Consider the following 20,890-nt stretch of genomic DNA (forward strand, 5'->3'; position numbering starts at 1 on the left):
CCCAGAACCGAAACACGTATGGATCTCTCAACCACTTATCTCGGATTGAAATTGCGCACGCCGCTGGTGCCCTCGGCCTCGGTGCTGAGCGAAAAAATTGACAACCTGAAGCTCATGGAAGACTCCGGCGCCAGCGCGGTGGTGCTGCATTCTCTCTTCGAGGAGCAGCTCCGCCAGGAGGCCGGCGACCTGGAAGAGGCCCTCACCCAGGGGACGGAGAGCTTTGCCGAGGCGCTGAGTTATTTCCCGGAGCCCAAGGATTTCAAACTGGGGCCGGAGGAATACTTGGAGCACATCGCCAAAGCCAAGGCCGCGGTGAAAATCCCCGTCATCGCCAGCCTGAACGGCTCGTCGGTGGGCGGCTGGATTGATTATGCCCGGCAGATTCAACAGGCCGGCGCCGATGCGCTGGAGCTGAACATTTACTACATCCCCACCGACCCCAACCTCACCGGCGCCGAGGTGGAACAACGTTATTTGGACATCATTAAAGCGGTGCGCGCCGTGGTGAGCATTCCGCTGGCGGTCAAGCTCAGCCCCTATTTCAGCAGCATGGCCAACATGGCGGCGCGCATTGACAAAATGGGCGTCAACGGGCTGGTGCTGTTCAACCGCTTCTACCAGCCGGACATCAACCTGGCCAGTCTGGAGGTGGAAAACACCGTCCTGCTGAGCACACCGCAGGCCCGCCGCCTGCCGTTGCGCTGGATTGCCATTCTCTACGGGAAGATTAAGGCCGACCTGGCCGCCACCAGCGGCATCCACACCGCCCAGGACGTGCTCAAGACCCTCATGGCCGGCGCCAAGGTCACCATGCTGTGCTCCGCGCTGATGAAGCATGGCATCCCCCATATCAAGATTGTGGAAGCCGACATGGCGCGTTGGATGGAGGAAAACGAGTACGAGTCGGTGCAACAAATGATTGGCAGTGTCAGCCAGAAAAATTGCGCTGACCCCAGCGCTTTTGAGCGCGCCCAGTACATGCGCACGCTGCGCAGTTTTGTGCCGTCATCCCTGGCCTGATTCCCCGGGTGTTCCTCCGCGCCCAACCCGGCCTGCGTTCCAGGCCGGGTTTTTTATTGGCTCAAGGAAACGGGCAGCAGAGGGGTTTCCCGCCAATCACTTTCCAGTGGCCAAGCGGGCCGCGAACTCGCTACATTGCCGCCATGCAAACCCCGTACTTTGCGCATAGCCTCTCCTGGCAGCTCAACCGCCGGGCTTTTCTCAAGGCCACCGGCCTGCTGGCGGCAGGCGCCGCGGCCGGCGGGCTGCCGGCGGCTGAGCCGGCCCCCAAAACCCTGTTTGGGTCCAACGTGTATGGTTGGACGCAATACTACCAACGCGAGAAAAAAGCGTTTCATTTGGACGAGGTCATTGCCGCCCTCGCCGATTGCGGCTACGACTACCTGGAGAATTTCCTGGATGCCAACAACCCGGAATCCAGCGCCCGTTTTGCGGAGAAATTGCGCGCCAAAGGGATGCGGCCGGTGAGTCTTTACACCGGCGCGGCGCTGCATGAGGCGGCGCGAGCGCGCGAGGTGGTGGCGCGCCTGCTGAAATGCGCCGCCGTATGCAAGGAAGCGGGCTTTGAAGCACTCAGTTGCAACCCCGACCCCCTCGGGCGCGAAAAAACCGACGAGGAATTGAAAAACACGGTGTCCGCCTTGAAAGACCTCGGCCAGGGCCTGAAAGAACTGGGCCTGAAACTGGGCATCCATCACCACCTGCCGGAAATGCAAAATCAGGCCCGCGAGTTTCACTACGTGTTGCGGAATACTCCGCCGGAAACGGTGGGCCTCTGCTACGACGTGCATTGGGTCTGGAAAGGCGGCCTGCCACCGCAGAAAGTGCTGCATGAATACGGCCGGCGCGTGGTGACCTGGCATCTGCGCCAAAGCCGCAATGGCGTGTGGCATGAAGTGCTCGACACCGGGGACATTGATTATGAAGCGGTGGCCCGTTATGCCCGCGAGCAACAACTGGCCCGGCGCTTCACCGTCGAGCTGGCCCTGGAAGGCAAAACGGAGGTGACCCGCTCGGCCGTGGAAAATCACCGGCTCAGCCTGGCCTGGGCCAAGAAAGTGTTTGGCACATGAAACTTCGCCATTTTCTCCTCCTCGGGGTGGCCGCCTGGCTGGCCCTGCCGTGGCTGGGCTGCCGCACGCCCCGCAACACTTCGTCGGCAGCGTCGCCGGAGGCACGCTATCCGGTGCGGATTGCCTTTCTGTCGGACATCCACATTACCCACCGGTTGAAGCAGGATCAGCCAGTGCGGGAGCAGCGCTTGCGGGAGGCCATCGCGGCCGTAAACGCCGAAAAGGTGGATTTGGTTTTATTGGGAGGTGATTTGACCGAGGATGGGACGGTGGCTGAGTTTCGCGATTTTCAACGGCTGGCCCGGGATTTTAGTGCGCCGGTGTGGTACGTGCCGGGCAATCATGACATTGGCAACAAGCGGATTGAGGGAAAAAAGGAATCCGTCACCTCGGCGCGGAATCAACGCTATGAATCGGTGCTGGGCCCCTCCTGGTGGGTGCGCGAGCACGCTGGCGTGCGGGTGGTGGGCGTCAACGGCCCCCTGCTGGGCAGCGGCTTGCCGGAGGAATCAAAAATGTGGGCCGAGGTGGAGCGCGCGCTGGCGAGGACGTCCGCCGTGCCGACGCTGGTGCTGGTGCATTTTCCGCCCTTCCAAAGCTCCAACAGCGAGCCGGGCGGGGTTTATTGGAATTTGGAACCGCAACCGCGCGCCCGGTTGCTGGGATTGGCCAGGCAAGCCGGGGTCAAAACCATCTTGAGCGGGCATCTGCATCGCAATCTGACCAATACTCACGAAGGAATCACCCTCCTCACCACCACCACCATCGGCGTGGGAGACCCCCGGAAAAATCCGCCGCGCGGCTGGATGTTGTTGACGGTGGAGAAGGACGGACGCCTGGGCATTCATCCCCGGACGGTGAGGGATAAACCGTCCCCGCCCAAGGAATAACCTTGTGCTTTGACGGAAAAGGAAGAGGACTTTCCGCGACCCAATAGACCCTTTTTCGAGCCCCTTCCCTGGGCTTGACGGGCCTAAAAAGGAAAAAAATGGCTATGCTTGCTTTTTTCTCTTTACCCCCACCAACGGAACGATTACACGAAACGTGAACCCAAAGTTTAAAAAAAATGAAGTATGAAGCGCCTCGCCTCGTGGGTCGTACCGGGAGCAACTTCTAGTCATCCTTCTCAACCGACAACCCCACCGCACCGCTGGTGGTGCAAACCACCGGGTCGGGCCTGGTGGCGCCTTGGGCTGGCGGTCTTGCCCTTGCTGGTCTTCAGTCTTGCCGCGCAAGCCGCAGGCTATGTCGTCGTGGTTTCAGAGACCACCTGGAATAATCCGGCCTGGCAGGCGGTGGCGAGCCATTTGCAAACCAAACATACCGCCCAGGTGTTGCGCTACGACGGCGCTCCGTTTCCCGATGCCTTCCGCCACGCGCTGAGCGCCAGCACTCCGGACTACGTATGCTTCGTGGCGCAGCCGGAGGAGGTGACGCGCGATTACGTGGAAAATTGCCATCGCTTGTTGCGCAATCTCGATGGCGACCGCTACACCGATGCCCTCTGGGGGATTGTGACGGGGTACAATGCCCAGCATGCCCTGCGGCTGGCCTCGCATACCGAGCCGCTGACCATCCAAAATGCGCTGCTCAAAACGGCCGGCGATTGGCTGGATTACCTCTATGCAGGCGAGTACCACGCGGAATCCGACCCGCATGAATGGTGGACGCGCAGCGACGGCGGCACGATTGTCAAGCGGCTGGATGCCGTGCAGGACGACGCGGCGCCGTTTGCGCAAAAACTGAACTCCAATCGGGTGGATTTAATGGTCACTTCCGGCCATGCCAACGAGTACAACTGGCAGTTGCATTATCCGGACGCTTACCCAGAGGGCTATTTCATCGCCAACCAGGGACAGTTATTGGCGCAGGATGCGCTAGGGGGCCTACATCCGATTAACAGCACCAACGCCAAAATCTATTATGCGCCCGGCAACTGTTTGGTAGCCCGCATCCCGGAAGGCAACAATCGGGATTATTCCCTGGCCCTGGGCTGGCTGGGCAGCGGTGGCGCGGCGCAAATGGCCGGTTATGTGGTGGACACCTGGTTTGGTTACATGGGGTGGGGAGTGGCCGAATATTTCATCAAGCAGCAGGGACGATTCACCTTCGCGGAAAGCTGTTATTTGATCAACCAGGCGTTGCTCTTTGATCAGGCTCACCAGACGCCCGGCGTGGACCCCACGGGGCTGGCCTATGACAAAGATGTTTTTGTGCTGTATGGCGACCCCGCCTATGCAGCGCGACTGCGCGCCGTGACGCAGCCGGATTACGACCAAACCCTGACCTGTGTGACCAACGGCGGGCGCCTGGAATACACGCTGCACATTCGCATGAATCGCGCCGTCAACGTATTGCGGCCCGCCATCGCCTTTTTGCCCACGCGGATATACCAACCCACGGTGGAGGACAACGCGGGCCGGAGTGTGGAGGTGGCGGACAATCTGGCACTGGTGCAGCTCTGGACCAGCGGTGAAGCCAACCTGGTGAATGGCCAGCAATGGACCATCCGCTTTTCGGGCAACCTGACCAATGCCACGGCCACCAGCGTTTCGTCGGTGCAATTGGCCATTACCGCCCGCACCTATGTGGGGCCGGTCTGCTACTTCGCCACGTCACCGGTGGATTCCCGTTTATTTGGCGCGAAATGGGAGGAGCCTTGGGACGGAGCGCGCGTCCTGGAATTTGACCCGGTCACGCTGGAGTCCCGCGTGGTGGCCCGTTTTGGCACCTGCCACGGCGATTTGGTCATCACCGGCGACGGTCAGCGGTTGTTCACCCCGGATTATTACTATGACAACATCAGTATGGTGGACTTGCGGTACACGAACCGGGTTTGCTCCAAAATGGTGCCCCCGCCGGGCAGTTGGCCAGGTGGCATCAGCATTTCCCCTGACCGTTCCAAAATAGTGGTGGGGGTGGGGCTGGATGGCAGAAATTATGACATGGGCAACGACGGACTGGCGGTCTATGACGTCAGGCATGAAGCCTTTGAGTTGATTGGATGGGTTCCCATGGAGGACGAACCATGGACTTTGGAATCTGGCTTTTCACCCGATGGACGTTTCATTTATCAACTCGCGCGTCCCCGGCGATCCTCCACCGCGCAGCTCTATGAAATCCAGGTGGAGCCGCCTTGTGCCGTGGTTCGCAGAATGCCTGTTCCCTTGAGTGCCGCCCCCATTACTTATGCGCTGGCAAGCCACGGCAACCGGGTCATTTTTTCCGATTACACCCAGAAAAAACTCTGGGTGGTCAACCGCGACACCTGGACGCTGGAAGAGCATGATGTGAGTTTTGTGGCGGGGAACATGGAAGTCCATCCTAATGGGAAATACCTGTTCATCCATTCACCGTCGGAGATGCGCGTCATGGTGCTGGATGTGGAAACTCTACAGGTAGTGGGAAGTTCGGAGGTTTACAATGAAGACCTGATGGACCTGGAAATTAGCGCTGATGGCCGCCGGCTTTACGTGGGCCGGCGCTACTTGATTGCCATGGACATCATCCTGCCCGAAACCACGGGCACCGCCCATTACACCCAGCACTTCGCGACGTCTCCCGGCTGGAATACCTCCCACCCCGGAAGTCTGCAATGGAATGGGGCCAGTGGTGCCTTGCAGGCCACCCTGACCAACCTCCACGGCGCCACCGCCTATGTGGACCTGCCCCAGTTTAATCCCAATCGCTCCTGGCATCTGGAATGGGAACAAATCATTCAATCTTGTGATTACGGCGCGGGATTGACCTTCGGCCTTTGGGACGAAGCCATGAGCATTATCACGCCCGGCTCAGCCGCCATGGAGATGGGAAACATGGATTGCGGTCTCGGTTTCATTTTGTACGGCGGAGGCGTGGGGCGCAACCAATGCACTCCCCCATGGCAGGTCGGGGTTTGGTATCGCTGCCGACTGTTCTATGACGCGCCGCATCGGCGGCTCGCTTTGCATGTGTTGGAACGCGACACCGGCACTCTGGCCGGCTTTCTCGACATGCAGGTGGAGTCTTTCCCGCCTGGACTGAGGCGCCTGGGCATCAGCCGCACCCACCTGCAGGGCACCGATGCCGGAGGGCTGGGCGCCGCCACGGTGACCTGCACTTTGGATAACGTGAGGTTGTATCAGGAGCCCCCGCCACCGCCGGCCGCGGTTTCCGTGTCCATGATGCCCAGCCTGGCTATTAATGGCCGGGTGGGACAAACTTATCGGGTGGATTACGTGACCAACTTGCAGGCCAACCATCAGTGGCAAACCCTGACCAATATCACCCTGACCACCACGCCCTTCCTGCTGTTGGACCCGTCAGGCTTGGGGCAGTCCAAGCGGTTCTACCGCGTGGTGCCCGTGGAATAGAGCCGGGAAAATGGTGGCGGACGCCGCGGCGTTGATTTCCCCGCGCCGGGCTTTATTGCGCGCCTTTGACGCGCATTTTCAGGCCATACACCGCGTCGCTGGCGGTGATGAAGAGCAGGTTGCGCTCTTTGCCGCCAAAGGTGACGTTGGCCGTCCACCCTTTGGGCACGTCAATCTGCTCTATTTTCTGGCCGTTTTTGTCATACACGCTGACGCCGCGGCCGGTGAGATAGACATTGCCCTCATTATCGAGCGTCATGCCGTCGGAGCCTAGTTCGCAGAAGAGGCGTTTATTGGTGGGTTTCCCGTCGGCCTGCAAATCATAAACATAAGTGCGGCGCGCGCCGATGTCAGCCACATAGAGGGTTTTGCCATCCGGTGTGCCGATGATGCCGTTGGGCTGGCGCAAATCATCAATGATGCGGGTGAGGGTTTTACGGTCGGCGCTGAGCAGGTACACATGCTGGCCGTCCTGCTCCATCCCGCCGCGATTCCAGTAGGGGCGTTTGTACAAGGGGTCAGTGAAATAAATCCAGCCCTTGGGATGCACCCACAGGTCATTGGGGCCGTTGAGGAGTTTGCCCTGGTAATCCTTGACCAGCACCGTGTGCTTGCCGTTTTTGTCAATGGACCACAATTCATTCTTTTCATCCGCACAGGCCAGCAGGTTGCCGTTCAAATCAAAGTACAGGCCATTGGCGCGCCCGCAAGGTTGCAGAAAAGTGGTCAGCTTGCCGTCCACGCTCCATTTCATGATGCGGTCATTGGGCTGGTCGGTAAAATAGACGTTGCCCTCGGCATCGGCGGCGGGGCCTTCGGTGAACTTGAAACCATCGGCCAGCAATTCCAGTTTGGCTCCGGGAGCAATGATTTTGCTTTCGGCGGCCGGGAGCGCGGAAGCCGCAGACAATACCACCAACACAGCAAGGCACATGAATGCAGATTTCATGGGGTGCAGCATACGCGGCGGCGCGGTTTTGCGCAATGGCGAATACCCCCCCGGCAAAGGGCGGCCAGGGAGACCCGCGGACGGCGTGGAAGCGGCCGCTCCGTGCTGGCGTCTGGCAGGAGGGCTTCCCTGACGCCGCCGGGGGCGCATTTGCGCCAATTTTTTTCATTTTCCGCTTTGACAGGCAGCGGGGCGGATTGGCAAGGTTTAAGTATTATTATTGAAACTGAATTATGGCTGAATTAGTTGGCAATCTATTGGTGGCCCAATCAGGCGGGCCTACTTCCGTCATTAACGCCAGCGTGGCGGGGGTGGTGACCGAGGCCGGCAAGCACGAGTTTATTGAGGAAATCTATGGGGGGATGAACGGCATCCTGGGCATCCTCAATGAGGATTTGATTGATTTGAATGACGAGCAGCGCCGGGCGATTGAGGGGTTGCGCTACACCCCGGCAGCGGCCTTGGGGACCTGCCGCTATAAGATTGACTTCAAAAAGAAACCGGAAAAGGCGGCCAAGGACATGGACCGGCTGTTTCAGGTGTTTGAGGCGCATAACATCCGCTATTTCTTCTACATCGGCGGCAATGACTCGCAGGACACCTCGCACAAGGTGCATGAAGAGGCGGTCAAACGCGGGTACGAAATGCGCGTGATTGGCGTGCCCAAGACCATTGACAATGATTTGCCGCACACGGACCACTGCCCCGGTTACGGCTCGGTCATCAAGTATAACTGCACCACCGTCATGGAGGTGGGCATTGATGTGGGCAGCATGGCCACTGATGACGGCTCCTGCTGCATCATCGAGGTCATGGGCCGCTCGGCGGGCTGGATTGCCGCCGGCACCGTGCTGGCCAAGCGGGGCGACCCGGCCAATCCGCCGCATATCATTCTCCTGCCCGAGATTCCCTTTGACGAGGACAAGTTTGTGGCCAAGGTGAAGGATGTGGTGGACGCCTACAAATACTGCGTGGTGGTGGTGGGCGAAGGGGTGAAGTACCCCAACGGCGAGGAAATCGGCGCCGACAAAACCCGCCTGGACGCCTTTGGCCACCCCGTGCTGGCCGGCGCGGCGGAGAAACTCAAGCAAATCGTGCAGGGCCGGTTGAACACCAAAACGCGGACCGTTTTGCTGGGGTACGCGCAGCGGGCGGCGGCCCATTTCGCCAGCTTGACCGACTCCAATAACGCCTTCGCCGTGGGTGAAGCCGCGGTGCGCGCCGCCGTGGAAGGCAAGAGCGGCTACATGGTGAAGATTGTGCGCAACGTGGGCGCCAATGGCCAGATTCAATGGGGCACAGACCTGCAGCCGCTGCAGGATATTGCCAATGTGGAACATTTCCTGCCGCGCGACTGGATCAGCGAGGACGGTTTCATGCCCAATCAAAAATTTGTGGACTACGCCCAGCCGCTCATCGAAGGCGAGGTACGCCCGCCCATGGAGCATGGCCTGCCCAAATACGTGAGCCTGCTCAAGAATCGCGTGGAAAAGAAACTGCCTCCGCGAGCATAAGGCGCAGGACGCCATTTTGCTGACAAAAGCCCCGAAGGCCGTCTGGCTTTCGGGGCTTTGATTTTCTAAAAGAAGGGAAGGCGCCCAGACCGCGTGGGCGACGCCGCCAGCGTGGCTTGCGGGGGCTTAAAAGGGGCAGGTTATTTGACCTCCAGGCACACGCCTTCCACCGTGCTGCGGAGGTATAGACGTCCGTTGCTCAGCGCGGGGGTGGTCCAGCACTTGCCCGTGACCGCCTTGTAGCGCGCCAACTCTTTGTAACCCTCCGGCGCAGGCTCCACGAGGACCACCTGTCCATCATCCGCCAGGGCCACCAGCTTGTTGCCGGCCAGAATAATGTGGCCAGCGCCAAAACCGGGCTGCTCCCACTTGATTTGCCCGGTCTTCACGTCCACGCACTTCAAGGGGCCGCGGCCGTACTGCTTGAAGCTGAACATGCCATAAAGATGGCCGTCTTTATAAACCGGCGTGCTCCAGTGATTGGCCACCTTGGTATCGCCGGGCACCTGCCAGAGGGGGACGGCTTTGAGTTGGCTGCCCTCTTTGGTGATGCGGCAGGCGCCGCCACCCACGCCATAGCCGGCCGAGCAATAAACAATGTCATCGCACACCACTGGAGATGCCGCGGTGGAAACGTTGAACTTGTAGGGGAACCGCCACAACTCGCGGCCATCCACCACGGAGACGGAGACCAGGCCGCTTTGCATGAAGTAGATGATTTGGCGGACGCCGTGAATCGTAGCCACCACCGGCGTGGCATGGGTAATGCGCTCGTTGCCCGTTTTCCAAAGCAGTTGGCCGGTGTTTTTATGGAAGGCCAGCATGGAAGCGCCCGGCCCACCGCCAGCCACATACACAAAGTCGCCGTCCACCACCGGGGACATGGCGCTTTTCCAGCCAATGTTGCGTCCCTGAAACTCCTTGAGGATATCTTTGCTCCAGACTTTTTTGCCCGTGGCGGCGTCCACACAGCTCAACACCAAATCCTGCGAGAAAACATAGACGCGGTTGCCGCTGACGGCGGGGGTTGAGCGGGGGCCGTCGCCGCCCCGATTGTCAGGGGCGCCGTCGTCGCCGCCCCGGTCATACACGGCCGGGCCAATGTCAAACCGCCAGAGTGCTTTGCCGGTGTTGGCGTCCATGGCCACCAACTGCTCCATCGCCCCGCCCTGTCCCTCCCCCACAATCTGGGTGTACACCCGGCCACCCGCCACGGAAAAGGAGCTGAAACCACGCGGCGTGGGGACTTTCCAGATTTGCTTCGGGCCGCTGGCTGGCCACGGCGTCAGGGTTTCAGCCGTAATGCCATTGCCGAAGGGTCCGCGATAAGCCGGCCAGTCGGCGGCGGAAAGCGCAGCAGCCGCAAACAACAACGCGAGTGAGAGGGAGGTTGAGCCAATTTTATGGGTGTAGTGCATCATACCTAGTCTACATAAAGTTACTGCGTTGGACGCTGCCGGCGCCAGTATTCTTCACCACGGCGGGCTAAACTAAATGCCCAGGCGCTCGCAAAATTCCTGCGCCAGCACCTCATAGGCGGCGGCCCCGGCACTGTATTTGTCGTAATGGATGATGGGCTTGCCAAAACTGGGGGCCTCGGCCAGCCGGGTGGTGCGGGGGATGACCGTGTCGAAAACGATGGAGCCAAAGTGCTGGCGGACTTCGCCCTCGACTTGCTTGGAGAGATTGGTGCGGGCGTCAAACATGGTCATGACCACGCCAAAGAGATGCAGGCGCGGGTTGACGCCGGTGTCGCGGAGCTGATTGATGATGCGGGTGAGGCTGGAAATGCCTTCCAAGGCGTAATACTCGCATTGCAGGGGCACCACCAGCCCATCGGCGGCGGCAAAAGCATTCAGAGTCAACACGGCCAGCGAGGGAGGGCAATCAATCAACACCACCTGGTAATGGTTGGCCGCCTGGATGGGTTCGAGCGCCAGGGCGAGGCGATGCAGGTGTTGCTCGGCTCGAATCAGCTCCACATCCGCCCCGCACAAATCCATCTCGCTGGGAATGGCATCGAGCCGCTCAAAAGGGGTGCGCTTGATTTTCTCGGTCAGCGAGCCTTGCCCCAGCAGAGGCCCATAGGCGCTGCCGCCGGGTTCTTTTTCCAGCCCCACGCCGCTGGTGGCGTTGGCCTGGGGGTCCAAATCCAACAGCAACACGCGCCGCCCTTGCGCGGCCACGCAAGCGGCCAGGTTCACGGCCGTGGTGGTTTTCCCCACGCCGCCTTTCTGGTTGGCCACGGCTATGACTTTCGTCGCCACGCCGCTGATTTACGGGAAAGCGCGGCGCGAGGACAGCAAAAAATTGCCCGCAACGGACGGGGCGCGCCGGCGGCGCTGATTGGCCGGCGCCTGGTTCAAGATTCTCGCCGTGCCGGGGCGACGCCAGGGAGCATGGGCCTCTTCCCCTGCCCTGCTTTTCCTGAGCGCAAAACTGCGCCGGAAAAAATGGGGCCACCGCGCGCTGGTCAAACCCCCTGAAAACGCTGCACCAGCCGGTCATTGACGAAAACCAGATAGCGGCTGGAAATCAGCCATTGGCGATGTTTTTCAATGCGCACGCGCAGCTTTTCCAAACCGTCAAGGTCCAGCTCATGGGCTTCTTTGACCGGCTCAGAGAAAAGGCGCACCCGTTTTTTAATTTCCCGTCCATTGGCCCGGATGACGGTCAGGCCGAGCAGTTGGTTGAAATAGAACTCGACTTGTTGCCGGGCCACTTCTCCCACTTCAATCGCAAAGCGCATAGTTTTTCCTGATGGCCAACGCCCCGGTAACAGGCGTCCACCTGGAAAAACAGCAGGCCGTTTGCCAACCCTTGGTACGGGTGGGAAAGCGTGCTTTCAGGTCAGTTTTGGCGGGTTTTTATGGCGCTGGGGCCGCCCCATTGTCTGCAAACCGGGGCGGCATGCCCGTTTTTTGGACAAGTTGCGTCCAGCGCAAAAGACACCCGGAGTTACTTCCCGGAAATGATTTTGAGAAAGTCCGGATGGCTGCGCAGGTTGTGGAAGCGGCCGTCCCCCAGAATTTCCTCGCGGAAATTTTTCGTATTGGGGTTGGTGGCGCGCGCCTGCTGGTTAAGCTCCATCGCCCGCTGCAAATGGGTCAGGGCCTCGGTATTTTTGCCCTGCAACGCCTGGACCCCCGCCAGGTCATAAAAGACTTCCGCGGTATTGCTGGCCACCTTGCTCATGCGCAGCAGAGTCTGCTCCAGCAACGGCACCTGGTTGAGCTGCATGAACGCCGTGGCCAGCGCCGCCAGCTCGTTGGTGTTCAGGCTGGGCTGCATCAGGGAGGTGGCCAGCGCATTCACCGCCTTGTTGGTGTCATTGGCGAGCAGATACACCTGGGCCAGGGAGAAGGCGTTGCTCACGGTGGGGTTCACCAAAAAGTTTTTCTCCAGCTCGCTCACGCGCAACAAGTTTTCATTGGCCTTGCGGATTTCCCGCAACCGGTTCACCAAATCCGCCACTTGGGGGTTGCCGGGGTCCAGCTTGCGGCAGGTCTCGGCGATGAGCAGCGCATCGTCAATGCGCGCCGGATTCTCGTGGAGATTGGCCAGCAACAGGTTGATGTAGCGAAACACGGCTTCCGGGCTGTAAGGGCAAAAGGCCAGCGCCTGTTTGAAGGCAAACTCCGCCTCCTTCATCAGCCGCCGGCGCTGGGCCGGAGTTTTGGGCCGGTACTCCGGGGGGGTGTCGGCGGAATTGGACAGCCGCCACGCATAGACGCCGGCAATCGAGCTGCGCAGTTTGCTGAAGGCTTTTTGCGCGTTGTCGTCGCGGATGAATTTGCGGTCGCCGGTGAATTTGCTGTAGTCGCGATGCAAATAGACGTCCTCGGCGAATTTGCAGATGTTGGAAATGGGCGTGTCGTAGGTGATCCAATTGCCAATGAGCCGCTCGGAGTAGTGCGCCCAAAACTCATGGTCCAGCTCCAGTTGGCGCTCGGTCAAATCCGGCATCGGCGTGCGGTTGATGCGCATGATGATGCCGTACGGCTCCAGGTACGGATACATCCATTGCAGCGGAAAGCTTTCCTCCACGTAGAATTCGTGGGTGGGATTCTTGTCAAAAATCACCTTGGCCAGCAGGGCGTTGATGGACATCACCGCCACCTGGCCGGACACCTGCACGCGGCCCCCTTCAATGCGCACATCTTCGCCGGGGCGAATCTGGCCGCTTTGCATGCGGCGCTGCACATCATCCAAATACTCGGAAAAGCACCGCTGGGAGTCCTCGACGGAAGGCGTGTGGATTTCCCGGTCGGGATAAACCCCGCCCAGGCTCGGCGCAATTTCCTTGGGATAAGCCTCCTCCAACAGGAGCCGGTTCAGGCGGATGCGCGTGTGGCTCTTGGGCTGCTGGGCAATGAAGGCCTTGGTGGTTTCCTTCAGCGTGACGCCGGCAAACCGGTTGGAATCGTAGAGGATTCCGCCTTCCAGGACGCGATTCAAATCGGCCGCGAGGGCCTTGGCCAGGGCCGGGCCGGGTGTGCCCAGCAGACTCTGAGTTTGCGCGCTCAACTGGGCCAGGAGGTATTTGGAAACACCCGCCGGCTCGCCGCCGGTCTGGATTTTTCTGGCCAGTCCGGCCAGGTCGGTGAAATGTTCGGGTTGGAAGTAGGAGCTGCCGACGCGCCGGCGTTTTTCCACCCGATCGCCCAAATTCAGGAAAAAGGCATCCACCGGCCGCATCATTTTCGCCAGGAGATTCGTGCGGTTCTGCTGGACATCAGCCGTGCTCCGGAACAATTCCTGGAAAAATGGCGGGTCCACCTGGGCGCTGCGGTTGTAATGTGCGCGGATGTAGTTGAGGTAAGTGCCGTCGGCCAGCGCGTTTTGCGTGATCAGGTACACATCCCGCCGGTCAAACACCGGATCGCGCGGCTTGTATTTGGCGTCAATGAAACTTTCGCAGAAAATCATGTAGGTGGGATTGAAACGGCCCGGGTCCGTGCCGCCAAACAGCACGGCGTCGCGGGCCATCTCCGGATACACCAGTTTGCCGGCCTTGAGGAGTTCGGCCCGTTCTTTGGCGTCATAACTCCACTCGCCTTTGGCGTTTTTGAACGGCGGGGTGAACATGTCATGCCCGAACCAGTAGCCGAACAAGTGGCCGCGCTGCTCGTTGTCCTCCCAGTGGGAGAGGATGCTCTTGATGGGCATCAGGGCAAACACCGCGAGCACCAGCGGCATGCAGACGCGCGCGCGGAACACGCCCAGGGTAATCAGCCCCAGCACCGCCAGCACCAGGCTGTACACGGCGGTAAAACGGACCAGCGGGCTTTTGTTGGGGATGGCCATCCAGTCGTAAAACCAGCTTTCCGGGTCAATGACGGTTTTTTCGGTGTCGCCAAATGTGCCCAGCACCACATACAACGCGATGCCGGTGGCGGCGCCCACCCCGAAGAGCAGCGGCATGCGCCAGCGCTGATAATCCGTCAATAACAACGCCGCCAGGATGGCCAGGCCGTAGCCGATGAACATGGAAACCACCACGTGCGAGGAGGTGAAAAACACGCGGTTCAATTCGCGGCTCTGGCGGTCCGTCCCCGGATTGAGCATGATCATGAGCAACACCGCCAGACATAGATAAATGGCCGTGAGGCCAATCACCCAGGCCCGCTCGCGTTTTTGCATCTTCTTGAGAAACGCCAGCGGGACCAGCCCGATGACCAGATAAACAAAGGTGAACTCATTGACCATGCCGCCAGTGTAATCCCACATCTGCCGGATGAAGCGCAGCGGGTTGGTGAAGATGTTGGTGGGGTTGGTCTTTTCATACTGGCCGCGGGTGAAGGCATGCCAGAAACCATCCTCCGTGCGCGGGTAGCCCCAGTTGAGCGGCGGATTGGTCATGGAGGTGATGGGCATGAACAAATAGAGGGAGGCGCCCACAAAGAAGAGCGCCCCGCCCAGCAGGACGACCCAGATTTGCTTGTACTGCTCCAGCTTGAGGAAGGCATGTATCCCCAGAGCAACCACGGCCATGAAGACCATGAGTTTCATGAACACCACGGTGGCGCGATGCTCCTGCTGCCAGATCAGTGATTCCTTGCCATTGGCATACACCACGGCCAGCGCCACGAAGAAGGCCAGAAACAGACCATCGCGCACGAAATAATAAGTTTCTGTCTTGAACAGCAGCCATACATACGCCACCAGGGAGGCCAGGCCCACCATCAGGAAAATGGCATAGACCATGTTGATCTGGCCGGGCGGCGAATCAAAGGTGGAGAGGCAGCCCCGGGCTTTGAGAATCAGGCCGCCCACAAACAACAGCACGTTGCCCAGCATCAAGTCGCGCCCCAGCTTGGGTTTGGCAAAGATGATGGCCACCTGAATGCCCATCGCCGCCAGAATCAGCGTTTGATGGTTGGTGAAACAAATGCCAAACATGAAAAACGCCAGATACAAGTAGCGGTTTTGATTGGGCGCATAGGTCCACCGCAGCAAAAACACCAGCACGGCGGTGAGCGAAAGCACGCTCAGCGAATACACCTCCACTATCACCGACTGGCTCCACATGAAGCCATTGAATCCCATGACCAGCGCCGCCACAAAGCCGGTGAACAAACAGATGTAATTTTCCCAGCGCCGGTCAATGTTGCGCAGGCTTTCGAGACTCTCAATCATCATGCTGCTGCCACGGGAGACCATCAAGCCAATCAACCCGCAGGCCAGCGCCCCGGCAAAGGCGCTCGAAACCGCCACCCGGTAGGCAATGTTGGAAACCGGCAGCAGCTCGGTGAACAGCCAGGTGTAGATGGTCCAGACGGGATAACCGGGCGGATGCGGCACGCCGGCATAATAGGAGGCCACCGCCAGCTCGCCGGAATCCTCCAAGGTCACATCCGGCGCCAGCGTGTACAGGTATCCGGCAAACACCACCAAAAAGGTCAGTCCCAGCGTAATCCAGTCCACCGGCCGAAACAACGGCGGCACCGGCGCCACCGGCGCGGGCGCGGGCGTGCCCCGCGACTCCGGAGCTTTAGCCAGCTTGGTCTTGGCCACCGGCTGCGCCGGGCTGGCACCCTCGTTTTTTCCCCCGGCTGGCTTGGTCGGTTTTTCGGTACTCATATTGGCATTTCCATCAAACCTTGGGCCATGGCCCTGAACAGACAATACAAGCGGTTAGACTGCGAGAGAAGGGCTGGCTTTGTCCAATAGAAAAGTGCGCGCCGGCCGGCGTCCGCAACGTGGCAGAAGGCCCGGCGGCCAGTCGGCTCGGATAGACAAGCCGCAACGAAGGCGCCTCATGGCCACCTGCCCCCGGCGTATTGGCGGCCTGGGCTTTGGCCCCAAAGAAAAACAAAATGGCTGCCAGATAAAGAAAGATGATTCCGACTGCGGGCAACAGGCGCAGATTCTGGCGGGGACGGTTCGTCAACAGCGCCTCAATCCGGCGCGCCAACGTGGAGGGACGGGCCGCAGGCAGGGCCGCCGCCCGGGCGGGCAGCGCCAGCCTTCCGGCCATTTGCAGCAAAAACTGCGCGTATTCACTGGGCCGCACCCCGGCGCGCAGCACCCAATCATCACAGGCCTGTTCCCGCTCCTGGCGCAAGTGGCGGCAGGCCAGCCAGACCAGGGGGTTGAACCAGAAAACCGCGCGCAACAGGCTGGCAAAACCGTGGGTCAAGCTGTCCCAGCGCTGGATATGGGCCAGCTCATGCCGCAACATCATGCGCAACTGGCTGGCCGGCCAGCGCAGGGCTTCCCGGGGCAGCAATATCACCGGATGCCAATGTCCCCAGGTCATCGGCATGACGGGCAGCGGACTCAACAACAACGTGGGGCGCCTCCGCAAACGCACCGCCGCACACTCGGCACGCAATAATGCGAGAAGCGAGGGCTCCTCGCAAACCGCGGCCTCGCGCGCCAGTTGCCAGCGCTGCCAGCGGCCCAAGGCCAGATGGGCCAGCAACAGGCCAAACCCCGCCAGCCACGTCCATGGCAGCCACGGTCGCCGCGACGTCGCCCCAGCAGGCACCGGCGACACCGCCCGGGCAGCCAGCAGGGAAGCCGGCGGCTGGAGGGCCGATGACGGGGATGCGCCCGTCTGGAGGTGAGCTGCGTTGGTCTGGCCGGCAAAGGTAAGAGTAATGACCCAGTTGGTGACGGGATTTTCAAAACCGGCCCATTCGGGAGTTTTCAGCGGCAGGGGCACCTCTGGGGCCAGGGGCAGCAGCAGCAGGCTGCCCAGGCCCATCAGCCAGATAAAATGCCGCACCGCCGCCGCCCCGCGTTTCAGCAGAGCGAGGGTCAGGGCCACCACCAACAAGAGCAGGAAGCCGTTGACGGCAGCCCCCAGGAGTTGCACCTCCCATCCTTCAGGGCCAGTCCACGCCAGGTCGGTCGTCGTGTTCATGGGGTTTCCTTGCGTTGCAGGGCCAGGCGCCCGCGCCAGCAGTCCGTTTGTCCCCAGCCGCTAACGCCCCTCCTTTCTGGCCTTGGCAATGAGTTTGCGCAGCCGGCGCCGGTCCGCCTCGCCCAGCGGCGTCTCGGAGACTTCCAACAGCGCCTCCACCGCCTCATCCACCGCCCCGCCAAAGAAAGTGTCCAGCACCCGCTTGAGCGCCGAGCGGCTGGCCTGGTTGCGCGGTTCGACGGGCATGAACACATAGCGCAACCCCTCTCGTTCGTGGCGCACATACCCCTTGATTTCCAGGATGCGCAGGAGGGCGCGCACCGCGGAGTAACTGGGCGCGTCCGGCAGGGCGGCATGGACCTCAGCCGCGGGGACGCGGCCGCGGGCATGCAGGATGTCCATGATTTGGCGCTCACGGCGGCTGAGCTGTGTTTCCCAAGTCATGCGTAGGTGCTAAATATTTAGCATCACCGCTGGCGTGTCAACCCGGTTTTGCTAATTTTTTAGCACCCACCCGCCCACCGGGAAAAGGTTTGCTTTTTCGCCGCGCCCGCTCTTAAGTAGTGCAGGTACACATGGCCGGCTTGTTGTGCCACTGGCGTGACCGCCGGCGGTGCGCGCAGGCAATTGATTCGCACACGCAATGAAACACGCAGCTATGGAAAGCGCCAATGTCAGCATTCTGCTCGTGGACGACAGCCCCGACGCGCTGGAGCTCTATCGCACGGTCCTGGGTGATTTGGGATTGAATCTCATTACGGCGCAAAACGGCGAGGAAGCCCTGCGTCTGGTCAAGGACAATGAGTTTGCCGCGATTGTGCTCGACATTCAAATGCCCGGCATTGACGGCTATGAAACTGCCATCCGCATCCGCAGCCTGGAAAAAAGCCGCCAGACCCCCATCATCTTTGTGACGGGCAATTACAAGGACGAGCAAAGCGCCGCCCGCGGCTATGCGCTCGGCGCCGCCGATTACATCACCAAGCCGTTTCGTGTGGATGCCTTCCGCGGCAAGATTCAGGCCTACGCCGAGCTGTTCCGCCGCACCCGCAAAGTGCTGGAGCAAATGCGCACCGCCGTGCCCGGCGTGGAGCGGGAGCGCGTGCTGGTGGCGCACAGCGGGCTGGCGCCGCTGTTCAAGTCCGCCGGCTGGCCCGACAAACTGGGTGTGGAAATCCTGGAATGCAATTCCATCAAGGACGCCACCGAATGGGTCAAAAAAGGTGTGGACCTGGTCATTTTAGGCAGTGAATTAAGCGATGGCGACGGTTTCGAGGTGGCCCGGTTCATCCGGCAAAATGAAGAATACGCCACCCTGCCCATCATCCTCATCACCGGCCAGTCTCCGGGGGAGGAGGTGTTGCACAAAGGCTTCAAGGCTGGCGCGGTGGATGTGCTCCCCATGCCGGTGAATCTGGAACTCTTGCGCGCCAAGGTGCAGGCGTTGCTCAGCCAGTTCCGCCAAATCCGCAGCCTTAAGCAGCAGTATCAGGAAATTGAGCGGCTCAAGAGCGAAATCGAAAACACCCGCAAGCGGCTGCTGGAAATCGAAAGCGAGCTGGACCGCCTGGCCTCGCTGGCCGTGTAAGCCATCCCTGTTTGCAGGAAGCTTCAGGACGCCTTGACTGCTTCCGGCGCGGCAGGAGGAGGCGGTTCCTTTTGACGGAATTTGGCCCTCCATTCGGAGGGGGTCATGCGGAAACGCCGCTTGAACATCCGGCTGAACAGGCCCAGATGACGGAACCCCACCGCCCAGGCAATGCTGAGGATTTTATCGTCCGTCTCCATCAACAACTGGCTGGCGCGATGCAGGCGGTATTCGGTTTGCTGGGCGCGCAAGGACACTCCAAAACACTGGCGGAAAAGCCGCCGCAAATGGCGCAAGCTGCAGCCACAAATCTGCGCCAGCTCGGCTGGCTCACGCTGGATCCATTCATCCTTGGGCAGGCGGCTGATGTAGGCTTCCAGGCGCTCGCGTGCGCCCAACTGCCCATTCAAAGGATTGCCGGCGGGCGCGGACGGCGATTGGCGGGCATGGTCGCCGGCGGGATTGATCGTTTGAACCGACATAGTCATAACACCGGTGCAAACGTCCCATCGAATTATCACAAGAGCGTGACGATTGGTTAAAAACTACGCAAAAAACCGGGCGGAAAATTGGCTTGGCAAAAGGCGGGGAGCTAGACCGCTGCCTGGTCTGCCAGGCCACGAAGCAGCCCATTGTGCTCCAAACCGTTAAGCGCCCAAGTTATTGCCTTTTGCCAGATGAGATGGGGACTCACAAGCCCGGCTACACCTCCAACAGCAGCCGGGCCGGGTTCTCGATAAATTCCTTCACGGTTTTCAGGAAGGTCACCGCTTCGCGGCCGTCCACCAGGCGGTGGTCATAGGTCAGCGCCACATACATGATGGGCCGAATCACCACCTGTCCGCCCACCGCCACGGGGCGCTCCTGAATGGCATGCATGCCCAGCACGCCGCTTTGCGGCGGATTAATCAGAGGGGTGGACAACATGGAGCCATACACGCCGCCATTGGTGATGGTGAAGGTGCCGCCGGTCAGGTCTTCCGGGCGCAGTTTGTTCTCCCGCGCCCGCGCCGCATAATCGGCAATGGCCTGCTCAATCTGGGCAAAGCTCATGCGCTCGGCGCGCCGCAGCACGGGAACCACCAGGCCGCGGCCGCCGCCGATGGCGATGCCGATGTCATAACGCTTGTGATAAACGATGTTGGCGCCGCGGATTTCGGCATTCAAGCCGGGGACCTGTTGCAAGGCCGCCACCACGGCTTTGACGAAGAAGGACATGATGCCCAGTTTGACCTGGTGCTTTTGCTGAAAAGCCTCCTGGTACTGCTTGCGCAACGCCTGCACCGCCGACATGTCCACCTCGTTGAACGTGGTCAGCAACGCCGCCGTTTGCTGGGCCTGCACCAGCCGCTCGGCAATTTTCCGCCGCAATAAACTCATGGGCACCACTTCCTCCTCCGCGCCCGCGCTGTCTGCCGGTCCCTGCGCGGCGGCAGGGGCGGGCGGCGGGGTAACAGGTTCCACGACGGGCGGCGCGGCCGGCGGCGGGGGCGGCGCCGCGGCCGCCACTGCACGTTGCACGTCTTCCTTGAGGATGCGCCCACCCGGTCCGGTGCCGGGGACCTCGTTCAGATTAACGCCCTGCTCAGCCGCCAGCCGGGCGGCGGCGGGCATGACGATGGGCGCAACGGGAGCCGGGGCGGGCGGCGGGGGCGGTGCGGCCGGTGCCGTTGGTTTCTCGGCCGGCGCCTTTTTGCGCGCCGCGGCCTTGATGATTTCCGGGGTGGCCTCCGGCAGCGCGGCCGGCTCCAGCAAACCCAGCACTTCGCCCACCTTGACTTTGGCGCCGCGCGGGCAAAGGACCTTGACCAGGCGCCCGTCTTCGGGAGCCGGCACCTCGACGGTGGCCTTGTCGGTTTCCAAAATCACCACCGTGGCGTCGCGGCGGACTTCGCCGCCTTCGGCCACCTGCCACTCGCCCACTTCCACTTCGGACACGGATTCGCCCACCGAGGGCACCCGCAATTCAATGGTTGGTTTGCTCATAGATAAATCCACACTGCCACGCGGTTTTTCCCGT

General features: G+C 60.7%; 15 protein-coding genes. 6 read left to right on the plus strand and 9 right to left on the minus strand.

Annotated features, from left to right (window positions below; all coding sequences use genetic code 11):
* Positions 1-18: 18 nt before the first annotated feature.
* The 4 genes from NXS98_RS11220 (at position 19) to NXS98_RS11235 (ending at position 6,448) form a co-directional block, all read left to right on the plus strand.
* Positions 19-1,023: a dihydroorotate dehydrogenase-like protein gene (locus tag NXS98_RS11220; RefSeq protein WP_283845068.1), complete on the plus strand. Its 1,005-nt coding sequence runs from the start codon at positions 19-21 to the stop codon at positions 1,021-1,023.
* A gap of 143 nt (positions 1,024-1,166) precedes the next feature.
* Complete coding sequence (locus NXS98_RS11225; protein WP_283845069.1) at positions 1,167-2,096, plus strand: sugar phosphate isomerase/epimerase family protein; 930 nt, start codon at positions 1,167-1,169, stop codon at positions 2,094-2,096.
* Positions 2,093-2,986, plus strand: coding sequence for a metallophosphoesterase family protein (locus tag NXS98_RS11230; protein WP_283845070.1), 894 nt, complete (start codon positions 2,093-2,095; stop codon positions 2,984-2,986). Before NXS98_RS11225 ends, NXS98_RS11230 begins: the two co-directional genes overlap by 4 nt.
* A 312-nt stretch (positions 2,987-3,298) precedes the next feature.
* Positions 3,299-6,448 (plus strand): YncE family protein, encoded by a 3,150-nt coding sequence (locus tag NXS98_RS11235; protein ID WP_283845071.1) that lies wholly within the window; start codon positions 3,299-3,301, stop codon positions 6,446-6,448.
* 52 nt (positions 6,449-6,500) lie between these two features.
* Here the strand turns inward: NXS98_RS11235 and NXS98_RS11240 are convergent, their stop codons facing one another.
* On the minus strand, positions 6,501-7,397 hold the full coding sequence (locus NXS98_RS11240) for an SMP-30/gluconolactonase/LRE family protein (RefSeq protein WP_283845072.1): 897 nt from the start codon (positions 7,395-7,397) through the stop codon (positions 6,501-6,503).
* Positions 7,398-7,630: 233 nt separating this feature from the next.
* Between NXS98_RS11240 and NXS98_RS11245 the strand changes: the two genes are divergently transcribed.
* The gene (locus NXS98_RS11245; protein ID WP_283845073.1) at positions 7,631-8,911 is read left to right on the plus strand and encodes a 6-phosphofructokinase; all 1,281 of its coding nucleotides are present in this window, start codon (positions 7,631-7,633) and stop codon (positions 8,909-8,911) included.
* Positions 8,912-9,051: 140 nt separating this feature from the next.
* Here the strand turns inward: NXS98_RS11245 and NXS98_RS11250 are convergent, their stop codons facing one another.
* From NXS98_RS11250 to NXS98_RS11275, 6 genes are all read right to left on the minus strand, one after another.
* Positions 9,052-10,332, minus strand: coding sequence for a PQQ-binding-like beta-propeller repeat protein (locus NXS98_RS11250; RefSeq protein ID WP_283845074.1), 1,281 nt, complete (start codon positions 10,330-10,332; stop codon positions 9,052-9,054).
* Between the two features lie 69 nt (positions 10,333-10,401).
* Positions 10,402-11,178 (minus strand): ParA family protein, encoded by a 777-nt coding sequence (locus NXS98_RS11255; RefSeq protein ID WP_283845075.1) that lies wholly within the window; start codon positions 11,176-11,178, stop codon positions 10,402-10,404.
* A 206-nt stretch (positions 11,179-11,384) separates the two neighbouring features.
* Positions 11,385-11,660: a hypothetical protein gene (locus NXS98_RS11260; protein ID WP_283845076.1), complete on the minus strand. Its 276-nt coding sequence runs from the start codon at positions 11,658-11,660 to the stop codon at positions 11,385-11,387.
* Positions 11,661-11,869: 209 nt separating this feature from the next.
* Positions 11,870-15,994: a DUF2723 domain-containing protein gene (locus NXS98_RS11265; protein ID WP_283845077.1), complete on the minus strand. Its 4,125-nt coding sequence runs from the start codon at positions 15,992-15,994 to the stop codon at positions 11,870-11,872.
* 13 nt (positions 15,995-16,007) lie between these two features.
* Positions 16,008-17,282, minus strand: a complete 1,275-nt coding sequence (locus tag NXS98_RS11270; RefSeq protein ID WP_283845078.1) for a M56 family metallopeptidase — start codon at positions 17,280-17,282, stop codon at positions 16,008-16,010.
* 60 nt (positions 17,283-17,342) lie between these two features.
* Positions 17,343-17,726 carry a BlaI/MecI/CopY family transcriptional regulator gene (locus NXS98_RS11275; protein WP_283845079.1) on the minus strand — a complete coding sequence of 128 codons (384 nt, stop codon included), beginning with the start codon at positions 17,724-17,726 and terminating at the stop codon, positions 17,343-17,345.
* A gap of 199 nt (positions 17,727-17,925) precedes the next feature.
* Here NXS98_RS11275 and NXS98_RS11280 point away from each other — a divergent pair, with 199 nt between their 5' ends.
* Positions 17,926-18,870, plus strand: coding sequence for a response regulator (locus tag NXS98_RS11280; protein WP_283845080.1), 945 nt, complete (start codon positions 17,926-17,928; stop codon positions 18,868-18,870).
* 23 nt (positions 18,871-18,893) lie between these two features.
* On the opposite strand, the gene NXS98_RS11285 is transcribed toward NXS98_RS11280, so the two are convergent.
* Both NXS98_RS11285 and odhB read right to left on the minus strand, forming a co-directional pair.
* Positions 18,894-19,352 (minus strand): helix-turn-helix transcriptional regulator, encoded by a 459-nt coding sequence (locus NXS98_RS11285; RefSeq protein WP_283845081.1) that lies wholly within the window; start codon positions 19,350-19,352, stop codon positions 18,894-18,896.
* A 220-nt stretch (positions 19,353-19,572) separates the two neighbouring features.
* Complete coding sequence (gene odhB, locus NXS98_RS11290) at positions 19,573-20,856, minus strand: 2-oxoglutarate dehydrogenase complex dihydrolipoyllysine-residue succinyltransferase (RefSeq protein ID WP_283845082.1); 1,284 nt, start codon at positions 20,854-20,856, stop codon at positions 19,573-19,575.
* Between the last annotated feature and the right edge of the window lie 34 nt (positions 20,857-20,890).

Origin of the sequence: Fontisphaera persica (assembly GCF_024832785.1) — a bacterium.
Lineage (GTDB): Bacteria > Verrucomicrobiota > Verrucomicrobiia > Limisphaerales > Fontisphaeraceae > Fontisphaera > Fontisphaera persica.